Source organism: Acidaminococcus sp. HCP3S3_H5, from assembly GCF_052122235.1.
Lineage (GTDB): Bacteria > Bacillota > Negativicutes > Acidaminococcales > Acidaminococcaceae > Acidaminococcus.
Genome location: NZ_JBQKCS010000005.1, coordinates 172,361 through 185,555 on the forward strand (window position 1 = coordinate 172,361; position 13,195 = coordinate 185,555).

The window sequence follows — 13,195 nt, forward strand, 5'->3', positions numbered from 1 at the left end:
ACTATGACCAAAAGTACCTTAGCATCCATGAGCAAGGAACAGGTGCTGAAAATCGCCCTGACCGCCGGAAAGATCCTGCTGGTCAGCGGGGCGGAGACCTACCGGGTGGAGGACACCATGCTGCGGATCTGCCACGAGGGAGGCATGAACACCATTGCGGCCTTCTGCACCCCTTCCCTGATCATGATCGGGGAGGAGACCATGGAAGGGGCCAGCCTCATGTACCGGGTGACCCACCGGGGGACGGATCTGACCCTCATCAGCGAAGTGAACGACATGAGCTTCCACATGCCCACCTGGGGAAAGAGCTTCCAGGACACCATGGCCATCCTGGAGGAGAAGACCATGCGGAAACCCCGTCCGGCCCGGGAGGAGATCTTCTGGTCCGGCCTGGCCGGGGCTTTCTTCGCCGTGGTGCTGGGAGGCGGTTATCTGGAATTTTTGGCGGCCCTGCTGGGGTCCCTGCTTTCCATGGCCTTTGTGAAGGCGGTGTCTCCCTTCCGGCCCAGCAGCTTCTGGGAGACCACCATGGCCGGGGCCATTATCTGTCTTACGGTGGTATTGTTCCGGATGGCCTGTCCGGACCTTGTGATGGAACTGGCCATTGCCGGGGGCGTGATGCCCTACCTGCCGGGGATGGCCTTTACCAACGGGATCCGGGATTTCATGGCCGGAGACCTGCTCAGCGGCACCTGCCGGGCCGGGGAAGCCATTTTCCTGGTGGGCGGGGTGGCCATCGGCATCGCCACCGTCCTGGGCGTACTGTACATGTAGGAGGCTTTTATGCCGCTGGCAGCAACCATTTTCATCAAAACCGTATTTTCCTTTTTTGCCACCGTGGCCTTCGGCAAACTGTTCAAATGCCCGGAAAGCTGCCTGTACAAGGCGGGGTTCGTGGGCATGGTGGGCTTCGGGGTGTACATCATCCTGTTGAGCGGCTTCGGCCTCAGCTCCATGCTCAGCAACTTTGCCGGCACCGTGGCCCTTTCCATCTGCAGCGAGATCTTTGCCCGCTGGTACCGGCAGCCGGTGCCCATCTTCTCCATTCCGGGGATCATCCCCCTGGTGCCCGGACTGCCCTTGTACCGGGCCATGAACTACACCATGCTCAATGCCTACAGCCTGGGGATGCACACCTTTGTGTCCGCCGCCCTGGATGCCACAGCCATTGCCATGGGGATCCTGCTGGTATCCGGCCTGGCCAAGGTGTACAAGACCAGCAAGAAGATGGTCCGGGACAAACGTCGGCACGGCCGTTGAGAAAAAACGGAAGACTGACTATAATACAGACAGGAAATGTGAAGGAGGAATGCCCAATGGCAGTATTCACGAAACGAGAAAAACAGGTGGTCAATAATCCAGGGACCGGGACCATCGAAAAGGAAATCCTCATGGACCCGTCCGCTTTCCAGGGGAACAATGACCTGTTCGCCCAGATCACCCTGCATCCGGGCTGTGCCGTCCCTGTCCATCAGCATCTGGGGAACAATGAGACCTACTACCTGCTCCAGGGAGAAGGGGAATACACCGACGAGGACAAGAAGCTGCCCGTAAAGGCCGGGGACGTGACCTTCTGCGCCGACGGAGGCACCCACGGCCTGAAGAACACCGGCAAGGAGGATCTGGTGTTCATCGCCCTGATCTGCAATACGCCGGGGTATAAGAGATAAGGATTGTCAATGGTCAATTGTCAACGGTCAATGGCCGGAGGAGGAAACCCGCTTTTGGCGGGTTTCTTTTTTTATTTGTAAAAAAAATGTGAACTCTTGTATAAAAAATGCATTTTTTTCGGCTGAATTGACCTTAAATCTGCGAAAATTTCCCTGCTTTACTGCGGTACCAGTGTCCGGGAAGCGAGGAAATTTCCCCTTGTTTACACTAAAAGAAACGCACGGAACTGTGTAAAGAAAGAAGCGCATAAAATGTGGCCGAAAACCGAAAAAAATCCCGAAAAAATATTGACATTGGCTGTCAGTAATGTTACAATACCACAGTGTCACAGAGGGGTAGTATGTCTTTTGGAGGTGTCAAATGTTTCTCGCAGACGTAAAAAACGGTTCGCCGGTTGTAGTCGGTGTGAAGCAGTCCCAAAAGGCCATTGCCCGGGATCGGGCCGCAGGAGTCCTGATCGCCCGGGATGCGGATGACCATGTAACAGGGCCTGTCAGGGACCTGTGTGAAGCCAAGAGCATCACAGTGGAAACTGTGGATACCATGCTGGAACTCGGCAAGGCCTGCGGCATCCATGTGGGAGCTTCCGTAGCCGCTGTGCTCAAAACCCGGTAGAATCTGCCGGAAACGGCAGATCTTCATAATCATTAAATCTTATTCTCGAGAAAGGAGGTGCCGGAATGCCTACAATCAACCAATTGGTTCGTAAAGGTAGACAAGTTATTACTCAAAAATCCACGGCGCCAGCATTGAAAAATTCACCGCAAAAACGCGGTGTCTGCACGAGAGTGTACACCACCACTCCGAAAAAACCTAACTCTGCTCTGCGGAAGGTTGCCCGTGTCCGTCTGACCAATGGGATTGAAGTCACTGCTTACATTCCTGGTATTGGCCACAATCTGCAGGAACACTCCGTTGTTCTGATCAGAGGCGGAAGAGTCAAGGATCTTCCCGGTGTTCGTTATCACATCATTCGCGGCGCATTGGATACCGCCGGTGTTGCTGACCGCAACCAGGGCCGTTCCAAATACGGTGCAAAACGCCCGAAAGCAGCCAAGAAATAAGCTGCCTGCTGTAGAATGAGACAATAACGAAGGAGGAAATACAGATGCCGAGAAAAGGTCCTGTAACCAAAAGAGACGTATTACCGGATCCAGTATATGGTTCCAAACTGTTAACCAGATTCATCAACAAAATTATGCTCGACGGCAAAAAAGGTGTTGCTGAGCGTATCGTATATGACGCATTCGATCTGATCCATTCCAAGACCGGGAAGGATCCCATGGAAGTGTTCGACGCTGCCATGAAGAACGTAATGCCTGTCCTGGAAGTAAAAGCACGCCGGGTGGGCGGTGCCAACTACCAGGTTCCTGTGGAAGTCAGAGCTGACCGGAAAACCACTCTGGGTATCCGGTGGCTGGTCAACTATTCCCGCCTGCGCGGTGAAAAGACCATGTGCGAACGGGTTGCCGGCGAACTGATGGATGCCGCCAACAACACCGGCGCTTCCGTGAAGAAACGTGAAGACACGCACAAGATGGCTGAAGCAAACAGAGCTTTTGCTCACTATCGTTGGTAAGATTCCTTAAGGAGGAGTAATTCGTGGGTAGAGAGTTTCCCTTAGATAAAATTAGAAACATCGGTATCATGGCTCACATCGATGCCGGTAAAACTACGACCACGGAACGTATCCTGTTCTACACCGGCAAGACGCACAAGATCGGTGAAGTTCATGATGGGGCTGCCACCATGGACTGGATGGTCCAGGAACAAGAACGTGGTATTACGATTACTTCCGCTGCTACGACCTGCCATTGGAAAGGCCATTCCATTAACATCATCGACACCCCGGGGCACGTTGACTTCACCGTTGAAGTAGAACGTTCCCTGCGTGTGCTGGATGGCTCTGTGGCTGTATTCAGCGCCAAAGGCGGTGTTGAACCCCAGTCCGAAACCGTATGGCGTCAGGCGGAAGAATACAACGTCCCCCGTATCGCTTATGTAAACAAGATGGATACCACCGGGGCTGACTTCTTCAACGTAATCCAGATGATGAAAGACCGTCTGGGTGCCAACGCAGTTGCCATTCAGGTTCCCATGGGCGCCGAAGACAGCTTCGTAGGCCTGATCGACCTGGTAAAGATGCAGGCCATCATTTACGGGGACAAGCTGGGCAAGGATGAAGAATTCGAACCCATCCCTGAAGAATACGTGGAAGAAGCCCAGAAATACCGCCAGATCCTGCTGGAAGCCGTTGCGGAAAGCGACGACGACCTGATGGAAAAATATCTGGAAGGTGAAGATCTGACCGAAGAAGAAATCAAAGGCGCCATCCGGAAGATGACCTGCCAGTGCAAGCTCTTCCCTGTAACCTGCGGTTCTTCCTACAAGAACAAAGGCGTACAGCCGCTGCTGGATGCCATCATCGACTACATGCCCTCTCCTCTGGATGTGCCCGCCATCAAAGGGACCAACCCGGAAACCGGGGAAGAAGAAGAACGGCCTTCCGATGACAACGCTCCTTTCGCGGCTCTGGCCTTCAAGATCGCTACCGACCCCTATGTGGGCCGTCTGGCATTCTTCAGAGTGTACTCCGGTACCCTGACCGCCGGCTCCTATGTCTACAACGCCAACAAAGACAAGAGAGAACGGATCGGCCGTATCCTGCGGATGCACTCCAACCACAGAACGGAAATCGAAGAAGTATTTGCCGGGGACATTGCTGCTGCCGTAGGTCTGAAAGACACCGGCACCGGTGATACCCTGTGCGACGATAAAGCTCCCATCATCCTGGAATCCATGGTGTTCCCTGATCCGGTTATTTCCGTGGCCATCGAACCCAAGACCAAGGCTGACCAGGAAAAAATGGGCATCGCCCTGGGCAAGCTGGCTGAAGAAGACCCCACCTTCCGTGTCCGCACGGATCCGGAATCTTCCCAGACCATCATCTCCGGGATGGGCGAACTTCACCTGGACATCATCGTTGACCGGCTGAAGAGAGAATTCCATGTAGACTGCACCGTGGGCAACCCGCAGGTAGCTTACAGAGAAACCATCCGCAAGGAAGTGGAAAGCCAGGGTAAATTCGTACGGCAGTCCGGTGGTAAAGGGCAGTACGGCGATTGCTGGCTGAAACTGACTCCGCTGCAGCCGGGCGAAGGCTTCAAGTTCGAAAACAAGATCGTTGGCGGTGCCATTCCCAAGGAATACATCGCTCCTGTTGAAGCCGGTGTCAAGGAAGCTATGGAAAACGGTGTCATCGCCGGATATCCCATGGTGGATATCGGAGTTACCGTGTTCGACGGCTCCTACCACGAAGTCGACTCCTCTGAAATGGCATTTAAGATTGCCGGTTCCATGGGCTTCAAGAATGGTGCCCTGAAAGCAAACCCTGTTCTGCTGGAACCGTACATGAAAGTGGAAGTCACCATCCCTGAAGAGTACATGGGCGACGTTATCGGCGACCTGAACTCCCGCCGGGGCCGCATCGAAGGCATGGAAGCAAGAAGCGGTGCACAGGTTATCACGGCTTATGTTCCCCTGTCTGAAATGTTCGGGTATGCAACGGACCTGCGTTCCAAGACCCAGGGCCGCGGCAACTACTCCATGGAAGTAGACCATTACGAAGAAGTTCCCAAGAACATCGCGGAAGCGATCGTTGCCAAAAATAAGGGGACCGCACAGGACTAATGTCCTGGCATCACTAGGAGGATATCACAATGGCTAAAGAGAAATTTGAAAGAACCAAACCCCATGTTAACATTGGTACCATTGGTCACGTCGATCACGGCAAGACCACTCTGACTGCGGCTATCACCAAAGTCCTGTCCGAAACTCCGGGCTGCAAAGCCACTTTCGAAGCTTATGCCGATATCGATAAGGCTCCGGAAGAAAGAGAACGTGGGATTACCATCAACACCGCTCACGTTGAATACGAAACCGAAACCAGACACTATGCACACGTTGACTGCCCGGGGCACGCTGACTATGTAAAGAACATGATCACCGGTGCTGCTCAGATGGACGGCGCCATCCTGGTTGTTTCCGCTGCTGACGGCCCCATGCCTCAGACCCGTGAACACATCCTGCTGGCCCGCCAGGTTGGCGTACCTGCCATCGTAGTGTTCCTGAACAAATCCGACCAAGTGGACGATCCTGAACTGATCGAACTGGTTGAAATGGAAGTCCGTGACCTGCTGAGCCAGTACGGCTATCCTGGAGACGATGTGCCCATCGTTGTGGGCTCCGCTCTGAAAGCCCTGGAAGGGGACAAAGAACAGGAAGACAACATCCGGAAACTGATGAAGGCTGTTGACGAATACATCCCCACTCCGGAACATGACCTGGCAAAACCCTTCCTGATGCCTGTCGAAGACGTGTTCACCATCACTGGCCGTGGTACCGTAGCTACCGGCCGTGTGGAACGTGGCGTGATCAAAGTTGGGGACACTGTTGAAATCGTTGGTCTGTCCGACGAAAAGAAACAGTCCGTAGCCACCGGTCTGGAAATGTTCCGTAAGACCCTGGATCAGGCTGAAGCCGGCGACAACATCGGCTGCCTGCTGCGTGGTATCGACCGTACCGAAATCGAAAGAGGTCAGGTACTGGCCAAACCGGGCACCATCCATCCTCATACCAAATTCAAAGGCCAGGTTTACGTACTGACCAAAGAAGAAGGCGGCCGTCATACTCCGTTCTTCAACGGCTACCGTCCGCAGTTCTACTTCCGTACCACCGACGTTACCGGTGTTGCTCACCTGCCTGAAGGCACCGAAATGGTTATGCCTGGGGACAACGTGGTGATGGATGTTGAACTGATCACCCCGATCGCCATCGAACAAGGTCTGCGTTTCGCTATCCGCGAAGGCGGCCATACCGTTGGTGCCGGTGTTGTTACCGAAATCGAAGGCTAATCCTTCCGATTCAATCTAAAGAAAGCCCATATGAGGGGCTAGGCCAAAGCCCCTCATATTCTTATGCTTTACAGGGCCCGCGATGAGGCAGAAGATGGCTTCTGGCCCGCTGGCAAAGAAGGGAACTTCTGCTGAGTATGTCCGTTCTTGGAAACGTGGCGAATGGAGGAATTAAAAACAATGGCAAAGACTCAAAAAATCCGTATACGCCTGAAAGCGTATGACTACAAAGCACTGGATCAGAGTGCTTCCAAAATCGTAGAAACGGCGAAACGTACCGGTGCTCAGGTTTCCGGCCCGATTCCCCTGCCTACGGAAAAAAACATCTATACGATTCTGCGTTCCCCTCATGTAAACAAAGACTCTCGTGAACAGTTCGAAATGCGGACCCACAAGAGACTGGTTGACATCCTGGAACCTACAGCTAAGACGATCGATGCACTGACTCGCTTGGATCTTCCTGCTGGTGTAGATATCGAGATCAAAGCGTAAGGAGGTGCGATGATGGCTAAAGGAATCTTAGGCAAAAAATTAGGTATGACCCAAATTTTTGAAGCTGACGGTACTTTGGTTCCCGTAACTGTTGTGGAAGCGGGTCCCTGCGTCGTGCTGCAGAACAAAACGGAAGAAAAAGACGGCTACAATGCTGTTCAGCTGGGTTTTGGGGATATCAAAGAAAAACAAGTCAACAAACCCATGAAGGGCTTCTTCGACAAAGCTGGTGTGGCTCCTGTAAAGGTTGTCCGCGAAGTTCGTCTGGATGCTCCTTCTGAATATAAAGTCGGTGACAAGATTGCTGCTGACATTTTCGCAGCCGGCGATCTGGTTGACGCTGTCGGCGTTTCCCGCGGTAAAGGGTTCGCTGGTACGATCAAACGCCACAACTTCGCACGTGGTCCTATGAAACACGGTTCCAAATCTCATCGTGAACCTGGTTCCAATGGTCCTATGCATTCCGGTCCTGGCGGCCGTGTTATCAAAGGCAAGAAACTGCCTGGCCGTATGGGCGGGATCAGCGCGACTGTGCAGCGCTTGACGATCGCAAAAGTGGATAAGGACCGCAACCTGATCATGGTGAAAGGTTCTGTACCTGGTGCCGCTGGTACCTTCCTGCTGCTGAGAGACACGGTTCGTCCCGATGTCGTGAAAGCAGAACAAAAATAAGGTTTAACGAAAGGAGGGCGTTTCAATGCCGAAAGTAGCAGTTTACGATATGACCGGCAAACAGACCGGTGAAGAAATAGAATTGATGGATTACGTCTTTGGCGTAGAATTCAACGAAGCCGTTGTCCATCAGGCTGTTGTTATGCAGCAAGCCAACGAACGTCAGGGCACTCATGCAACCAAGACCCGCGGTATGGTACGGGGCGGTGGCAGAAAACCCTGGAAACAGAAAGGTACTGGCCGGGCTCGTGCCGGTTCCGTCCGTTCTCCTCTGTGGGTAGGCGGTGGTACCGTCTTCGGTCCTGCTCCCCGGAGCCATGCAAAAGATATGCCCCGGAAGGCCCGTCGTCTGGCCATCCGCTGCGCACTGAGCGCAAAAGTCGCTGAAGGTGCTCTGGTTGTGGTTGACAACTTGACCTTCGATGCTCCCAAGACCAAAGATGCAGTTGCTCTGCTGAATGGCTTCGAAGCTGTCGACAAAAAAGCCCTGATCATCACTGACGGGGAAAACGAAAACGTAGAAAAATCTTCCCGCAACATCGAAAAAGTAAAGGCCCTGTCCAATGACTGCCTGAACGTTTACGATATCCTGAATGCGGAAAAAGTACTGCTGGCAAAAGATGCCGTAGCAAGAATTGAGGAGGTGCTCGCATAATGGCTGCCAATCCTCGCGACATTATCATCAGACCCATTGTGACCGAAAAGACTTCTGACATGATGAAGGACAACAAATACACTTTCCAGGTGGCAATGGGCGCAAACAAGACTGAAATCCGCCAGGCCATTGAAGCCATCTTCAATGTGAAGGTTGTGAATGTCAACACCATCCGCGTTCTGGGCAAAACCAAGCGTATGGGCAAATATGAAGGCAAGCGTTCCGATTACAAGAAAGCAATTGTAAAACTGGCTGAAGGTAATACAATTCCGCTCTTCGAAGGAATGTAATTCGTCTAAGGAGGTCAAACAATGGCTATTAAAAGCTTTAATCCGTATTCTCCTTCCAGACGCAGCATGACTGTGTCCACCTTTGAAGAGATCACTACGGACAAGCCCCATCGCCCTTTAGTTGTTAAACTGAACCAGCATGCCGGCCGGAACAACACCGGTAAAATGACGGTTCGTCATCAGGGCGGCGGTCACAAAAGACAGTATCGTATCATCGATTTCAAACGGAATAAAGACAACATCCCCGCAAAAGTTGCGACCATCGAATATGATCCCAACCGGAGCGCCAACATTGCTCTGCTGAACTATGCAGACGGTGAAAAACGCTACATCCTGGCTCCTCAGGGCCTGAAGGTGGGCGACGTTGTTGTCAGCGGTCCCGAAGCCGATATCAAAGTGGGCAACGCACTGCCCCTGCAGAACATCCCTCTGGGTACCATGGTCCACAATGTGGAACTGAAGATCGGCAAAGGCGGCCAGATGGGCCGGAGCGCCGGTGCTGCCATCCAGCTGATGGCCAAAGAAGGCAGCTATGCCCTGCTGCGTATGCCTTCCGGCGAACTGCGTCAGGTACACATCAACTGCCGTGCCACCATCGGTCAGATCGGCAACCTGGATCATGAAAACCTGACTCTGGGTAAAGCAGGCCGTTCCCGCTGGCTGGGTGTCCGTCCCGCCAACCGTGGTGTGGCAATGAACCCGAACGACCATCCTCATGGCGGCGGTGAAGGTCACTCCCCTGTTGGTCGTAAGCGTCCTGTTACTCCCTGGGGCAAGAGTGCTTTTGGTACCCGTACCCGGAAGAACAAGAAGGCTTCTTCCAAACTGATCCTGAAACGCAGAACGAAATAACAGAGTTTGTTGAAAGGAGGCATACAGAGTGTCCAGATCCGTTAAAAAAGGACCTTATGTCCAAGCTAGTCTGCTGAAGAAAATTGAAGCGCTGAACGCTGCCCAGGATAAGAAAGTCGTTAAAACCTGGTCCCGCAGCTCCACGATTCTCCCTGAATTCCTGGGTCACACCATTGCTGTCCATGATGGCCGCAAACATGTGCCTGTGTATATCACCGAAGATATGGTCGGCCATAAATTAGGCGAATTCGCTCCTACCCGTCTGTTCAAGGGCCATGGCGATAAAGCCGCTGCCGTAACGAAATAATCAGGGGAAGGAGGATAAAATAGATGCAAGAAGCTAAAGCTGTTGCCAAATACATCCGTATCGCACCTCGCAAACTGCGCATCGTGATCAACCTGATCCGGGGCAAGTCTGTGAACGAAGCCTTTGCAATCCTCAAGTTTACCCCGAAAGTTGGTTCTGAGGTTATTGAAAAAGTTCTTCGCTCCGCTGTTGCGAACGCTGAACACAATTTTGACATGAACGCTGACAATCTGGTCGTTTCCAACGCTTTCGTTGACCAGGGTCCCACCATGAAGAGAATCCATCCGCGGTCCCGTGGACAGGCCTTCAAGATCCTGAAACGTTCCAGCCATGTCACCGTGGCTGTTTCCGAAAAATAATCATCCTGACAGAAGGAGGGAATGAATAGTGGGTCAAAAAGTTAATCCACATGGTTTCAGAGTGGGCGTAATCGATGATTGGGATTCCAAATGGTTCGCCGACAAGGACTATCAAAAGAATCTGTTGGAAGACATCAAGATTCGTGATTTCATTAAAGATAAACAATTCCAGGCTGGTATCTCTCGGGTTACCATCGAAAGAACGGAACAGAAGATGCGGATCAGCATCTACACCGCTAAACCTGGTATCGTCATCGGCCGTCAGGGCAGCAACATCGAACTGCTGAAAAAAGACCTGGCCAAAATGACCGACAGCAAGCTGGACATCAACATCATCGAGGTTAAACAACCGGATATGGATGCCACCCTGGTTGCTGAAAACGTTGCTTCCCAGCTGGAACGCCGGATCGCTTTCCGCCGTGCCATGAAGCAGTGCGTGGGCCGTACCATGCGTCTGGGTGCCAAAGGGATCAAGATCCAGTGCGCCGGCCGTCTGGGCGGGGCTGAAATCGCCCGTACCGAAAGCTATCGTGATGGCAGCATTCCTCTGCATACCCTGCGTGCCAACATCGACTATGGGACTGCTGAAGCTCATACCACTTATGGCCGGATCGGCGTAAAGGTATGGATCTACAAAGGCGAAGTCCTGCCGACCAAGGCCGTGAAGAAGGAAGCTCCTGAAGCGCAAGAAGGAGGGGCGAAATAATGTTATTACCGAAGAGAGTACAGCATCGTAAACAGCATAGAGGCCGCATGAAAGGCCGTGCAATGCGGGGCAACAGAGTGGCTCATGGTCAGTTCGGCCTGGTGGCCCTGGAACCGTCCTGGATCACCAACCGGCAGATCGAAGCCGCCCGTATCGCCATGACCCGTTACATCAAACGTGGCGGTCAGGTATGGATCCAGATTTTCCCTGACAAGCCTGTAACTGCCAAAGCTGCTGGCAGCCGTATGGGTAGTGGTAAAGGTTCTCCTGAATACTGGGTAGCCGTGGTTAAACCTGGCCGGGTTCTGTTCGAAATGGCAGGCGTTACTGAAGATATCGCTAAGGAAGCTATGCGTCTGGCCGGCAACAAGCTGCCGATCAAGACCCGCTTCGTTACGAAGGAACAGCTGGATGCCGAAGTCACCGCGCGTGAAAATGGAGTAGGTGGTGAAGCTTAATGAAAACTAACGAAATCAGAGAAATGTCTGTTGAAGAGCTGGAATCCAAGCTGGCAGGCTTAAAAGATGAACTTTTTAATTTGCGTTTTCAAATGGCAACCGGACAACTGGACAATCCGATGAAGATCAGAGAAGTCAAGAAATCCATTGCCCAGATCAAAACGATCCAGCGGGAACGCGAAGTGAACGCTTAATCCGGGTTAGACCCTAAGCGAAGGAGGAAACATTCCGTGGCTGAAGAGAGAAACTTGCGTGTTACGCGTACTGGTAAAGTCGTAAGCGACAAGATGCAGAAAACCGTTGTGGTCGCTATTGAACGTCTGGTTCAACACCCTCTTTACAAAAAAGGCGTAATGCATACCATTAAACTGAAGGCTCATGACGAAAACAATGATGCTCATACTGGGGATATCGTGAAGATTGCTCAGACCCGGCCCCTGTCCAAAGACAAATGCTGGCGCGTCGTTGAAATCGTAGAACGGGCAAAATAAGATAGACTGCTGAGCATAGCTTGGCAAGGGAGGTAAACCATGATTCAACAGCAGACTGTGCTGAATGTTGGGGACAATACCGGCGCCAAAAAGATTATGTGCATCCGTGTGCTGGGCGGTTCCTATCGGAGATACGCCAACATCGGTGACATCATTGTGGCTTCTGTCAAAGATGCTACACCCGGTGGCGTTGTCCAAAAAGGTGATGTAGTGAAGGCCGTTGTGGTGCGTTCCGTAAAAGGCACCCGCCGTCCGGATGGTTCTTACATCCGTTTCGACGAAAACGCTGCGGTTCTGATCAAAGACGATAAGACCCCTCAGGGCACTCGTATTTTTGGGCCTGTTGCCCGGGAACTCCGTGATAAAGACTTCATGAAGATCATTTCCCTGGCACCGGAAGTGCTCTAAGAACAAGGAGGTGTTGCAGAAATGGCTGAAGCCGTGAAATTGCACGTGAAAAAAGGCGATACCGTGGTGGTATTGGCTGGTAAAGATAAAGGCAAGGAAGGCAAAGTGACCGCTGCTTTCCCGAAGAAATCCAAGGTGACTGTGGAAGGCGTGAACCAGGTAAAACGGCACACGAAACCTTCTCAGAGCAACCCTCAGGGTGGGATCATTACCAAGGAAGCTCCTATCAGCGTTTCCAACGTAATGCTGGTATGCCCGTCCTGCAAGAAACCGACCCGTATCAAAAAAGTGGCCGCTGGCAATGGTTTTGTCAGAGCCTGCAAAAAATGCGGGGAAGTCATCGATAAATAATCTTCGGGAAAGGAGGAAAACAGATGGCAACGAGACTGCAAGACAAATACAATTCCGAAGCTGTGAAAGGCTTAATGGAAAAATTCAATTACAAGAACGTCAACGAAATTCCGAAACTGGAAAAAGTTGTTTTGAATATTGGCTGCGGTGAAGCAGTGACCAACAGCAAGGCTATTGAATCTGCTGTGGCTGACATGACCATGATCGCCGGTCAGAAACCCATCATCACCAAGGCAAAGAAATCCATCGCTGCATTCAAACTCCGTGAAGGCATGCCCATCGGTGTGAAAGTCACCCTGCGTGGCAGCCGGATGTATGAATTCCTGGATAAATTCATGAACATTGCCCTGCCCCGGGTACGTGACTTCAGAGGGGTCAACCCCAAGTCCTTCGACGGCCGTGGCAACTATTCCATCGGCCTGAAAGAACAGCTGATTTTCCCTGAAATCGACTATGATAAAGTCGACAAAGTCCGCGGCATGGATGTTATCATCGTAACGACTGCTAAAACCGATGAAGAAGGCAGAGAACTGCTGAAGCTTCTGGGTATGCCGTTTGGGGCATAAGGAG

22 protein-coding genes are annotated in these 13,195 nt (G+C 52.3%); all 22 read left to right on the forward strand.

Annotation, left to right across the window (positions count from 1 at the left end; all coding sequences use genetic code 11):
- Window positions 1-3: 3 nt before the first annotated feature.
- The 22 genes from ACTQY5_RS07600 (at window position 4) to rplE (ending at window position 13,191) form a co-directional block, all read left to right on the forward strand.
- On the forward strand, window positions 4-774 hold the full coding sequence (locus tag ACTQY5_RS07600) for a threonine/serine ThrE exporter family protein (protein ID WP_022486815.1): 771 nt from the start codon (window positions 4-6) through the stop codon (window positions 772-774).
- 9 nt (window positions 775-783) lie between these two features.
- Window positions 784-1,260 (forward strand): threonine/serine exporter family protein, encoded by a 477-nt coding sequence (locus tag ACTQY5_RS07605; protein WP_022486814.1) that lies wholly within the window; start codon window positions 784-786, stop codon window positions 1,258-1,260.
- Window positions 1,261-1,316: 56 nt separating this feature from the next.
- On the forward strand, window positions 1,317-1,670 hold the full coding sequence (locus tag ACTQY5_RS07610) for a cupin domain-containing protein (RefSeq protein WP_022486813.1): 354 nt from the start codon (window positions 1,317-1,319) through the stop codon (window positions 1,668-1,670).
- Window positions 1,671-2,031: 361 nt separating this feature from the next.
- Complete coding sequence (locus tag ACTQY5_RS07615) at window positions 2,032-2,286, forward strand: L7Ae/L30e/S12e/Gadd45 family ribosomal protein (protein ID WP_022486812.1); 255 nt, start codon at window positions 2,032-2,034, stop codon at window positions 2,284-2,286.
- Window positions 2,287-2,351: 65 nt separating this feature from the next.
- Window positions 2,352-2,735 carry a 30S ribosomal protein S12 gene (gene rpsL, locus ACTQY5_RS07620; RefSeq protein WP_012939266.1) on the forward strand — a complete coding sequence of 128 codons (384 nt, stop codon included), beginning with the start codon at window positions 2,352-2,354 and terminating at the stop codon, window positions 2,733-2,735.
- Between the two features lie 44 nt (window positions 2,736-2,779).
- A complete protein-coding gene (gene rpsG / locus ACTQY5_RS07625; RefSeq protein ID WP_012939265.1) occupies window positions 2,780-3,250 on the forward strand; it encodes a 30S ribosomal protein S7 in 471 nt (156 codons plus the stop codon).
- 23 nt (window positions 3,251-3,273) lie between these two features.
- Window positions 3,274-5,361, forward strand: a complete 2,088-nt coding sequence (gene fusA, locus ACTQY5_RS07630; RefSeq protein ID WP_288311666.1) for an elongation factor G — start codon at window positions 3,274-3,276, stop codon at window positions 5,359-5,361.
- A 29-nt stretch (window positions 5,362-5,390) separates the two neighbouring features.
- Entirely contained in the window at window positions 5,391-6,584 is a 1,194-nt protein-coding gene (gene tuf / locus ACTQY5_RS07635) for an elongation factor Tu (RefSeq protein WP_308664059.1), read from the forward strand.
- A 180-nt stretch (window positions 6,585-6,764) separates the two neighbouring features.
- Window positions 6,765-7,076, forward strand: a complete 312-nt coding sequence (rpsJ, locus tag ACTQY5_RS07640) for a 30S ribosomal protein S10 (RefSeq protein WP_012939263.1) — start codon at window positions 6,765-6,767, stop codon at window positions 7,074-7,076.
- A 12-nt stretch (window positions 7,077-7,088) separates the two neighbouring features.
- Window positions 7,089-7,748 (forward strand): 50S ribosomal protein L3, encoded by a 660-nt coding sequence (gene rplC / locus ACTQY5_RS07645; RefSeq protein WP_012939262.1) that lies wholly within the window; start codon window positions 7,089-7,091, stop codon window positions 7,746-7,748.
- A 25-nt stretch (window positions 7,749-7,773) separates the two neighbouring features.
- A complete protein-coding gene (gene rplD, locus ACTQY5_RS07650) occupies window positions 7,774-8,403 on the forward strand; it encodes a 50S ribosomal protein L4 (protein WP_022486701.1) in 630 nt (209 codons plus the stop codon).
- A complete protein-coding gene (rplW, locus tag ACTQY5_RS07655; protein ID WP_012939260.1) occupies window positions 8,403-8,693 on the forward strand; it encodes a 50S ribosomal protein L23 in 291 nt (96 codons plus the stop codon). Before rplD ends, rplW begins: the two co-directional genes overlap by 1 nt.
- A 21-nt stretch (window positions 8,694-8,714) precedes the next feature.
- Window positions 8,715-9,545: a 50S ribosomal protein L2 gene (rplB, locus tag ACTQY5_RS07660; RefSeq protein ID WP_022486700.1), complete on the forward strand. Its 831-nt coding sequence runs from the start codon at window positions 8,715-8,717 to the stop codon at window positions 9,543-9,545.
- Between the two features lie 28 nt (window positions 9,546-9,573).
- Window positions 9,574-9,852 (forward strand): 30S ribosomal protein S19, encoded by a 279-nt coding sequence (rpsS, locus tag ACTQY5_RS07665; RefSeq protein ID WP_022486699.1) that lies wholly within the window; start codon window positions 9,574-9,576, stop codon window positions 9,850-9,852.
- Between the two features lie 23 nt (window positions 9,853-9,875).
- Window positions 9,876-10,211 carry a 50S ribosomal protein L22 gene (gene rplV, locus ACTQY5_RS07670; protein WP_022486698.1) on the forward strand — a complete coding sequence of 112 codons (336 nt, stop codon included), beginning with the start codon at window positions 9,876-9,878 and terminating at the stop codon, window positions 10,209-10,211.
- Window positions 10,212-10,239: 28 nt separating this feature from the next.
- Window positions 10,240-10,917: a 30S ribosomal protein S3 gene (gene rpsC / locus ACTQY5_RS07675; RefSeq protein ID WP_022486697.1), complete on the forward strand. Its 678-nt coding sequence runs from the start codon at window positions 10,240-10,242 to the stop codon at window positions 10,915-10,917.
- Window positions 10,917-11,375: a 50S ribosomal protein L16 gene (rplP, locus tag ACTQY5_RS07680; RefSeq protein ID WP_022486696.1), complete on the forward strand. Its 459-nt coding sequence runs from the start codon at window positions 10,917-10,919 to the stop codon at window positions 11,373-11,375. The genes rpsC and rplP overlap by 1 nt, the downstream gene beginning before the upstream one ends.
- Complete coding sequence (rpmC, locus tag ACTQY5_RS07685) at window positions 11,375-11,569, forward strand: 50S ribosomal protein L29 (protein WP_022486695.1); 195 nt, start codon at window positions 11,375-11,377, stop codon at window positions 11,567-11,569. Before rplP ends, rpmC begins: the two co-directional genes overlap by 1 nt.
- A 36-nt stretch (window positions 11,570-11,605) precedes the next feature.
- A complete protein-coding gene (rpsQ, locus tag ACTQY5_RS07690) occupies window positions 11,606-11,866 on the forward strand; it encodes a 30S ribosomal protein S17 (RefSeq protein WP_012939253.1) in 261 nt (86 codons plus the stop codon).
- 39 nt (window positions 11,867-11,905) lie between these two features.
- Window positions 11,906-12,274, forward strand: a complete 369-nt coding sequence (rplN, locus tag ACTQY5_RS07695) for a 50S ribosomal protein L14 (RefSeq protein WP_012939252.1) — start codon at window positions 11,906-11,908, stop codon at window positions 12,272-12,274.
- A 21-nt stretch (window positions 12,275-12,295) separates the two neighbouring features.
- Window positions 12,296-12,625 carry a 50S ribosomal protein L24 gene (gene rplX, locus ACTQY5_RS07700; RefSeq protein WP_012939251.1) on the forward strand — a complete coding sequence of 110 codons (330 nt, stop codon included), beginning with the start codon at window positions 12,296-12,298 and terminating at the stop codon, window positions 12,623-12,625.
- Window positions 12,626-12,648: 23 nt separating this feature from the next.
- Window positions 12,649-13,191 carry a 50S ribosomal protein L5 gene (gene rplE / locus ACTQY5_RS07705; protein WP_022486694.1) on the forward strand — a complete coding sequence of 181 codons (543 nt, stop codon included), beginning with the start codon at window positions 12,649-12,651 and terminating at the stop codon, window positions 13,189-13,191.
- The last annotated feature ends 4 nt before the right edge of the window (window positions 13,192-13,195 follow it).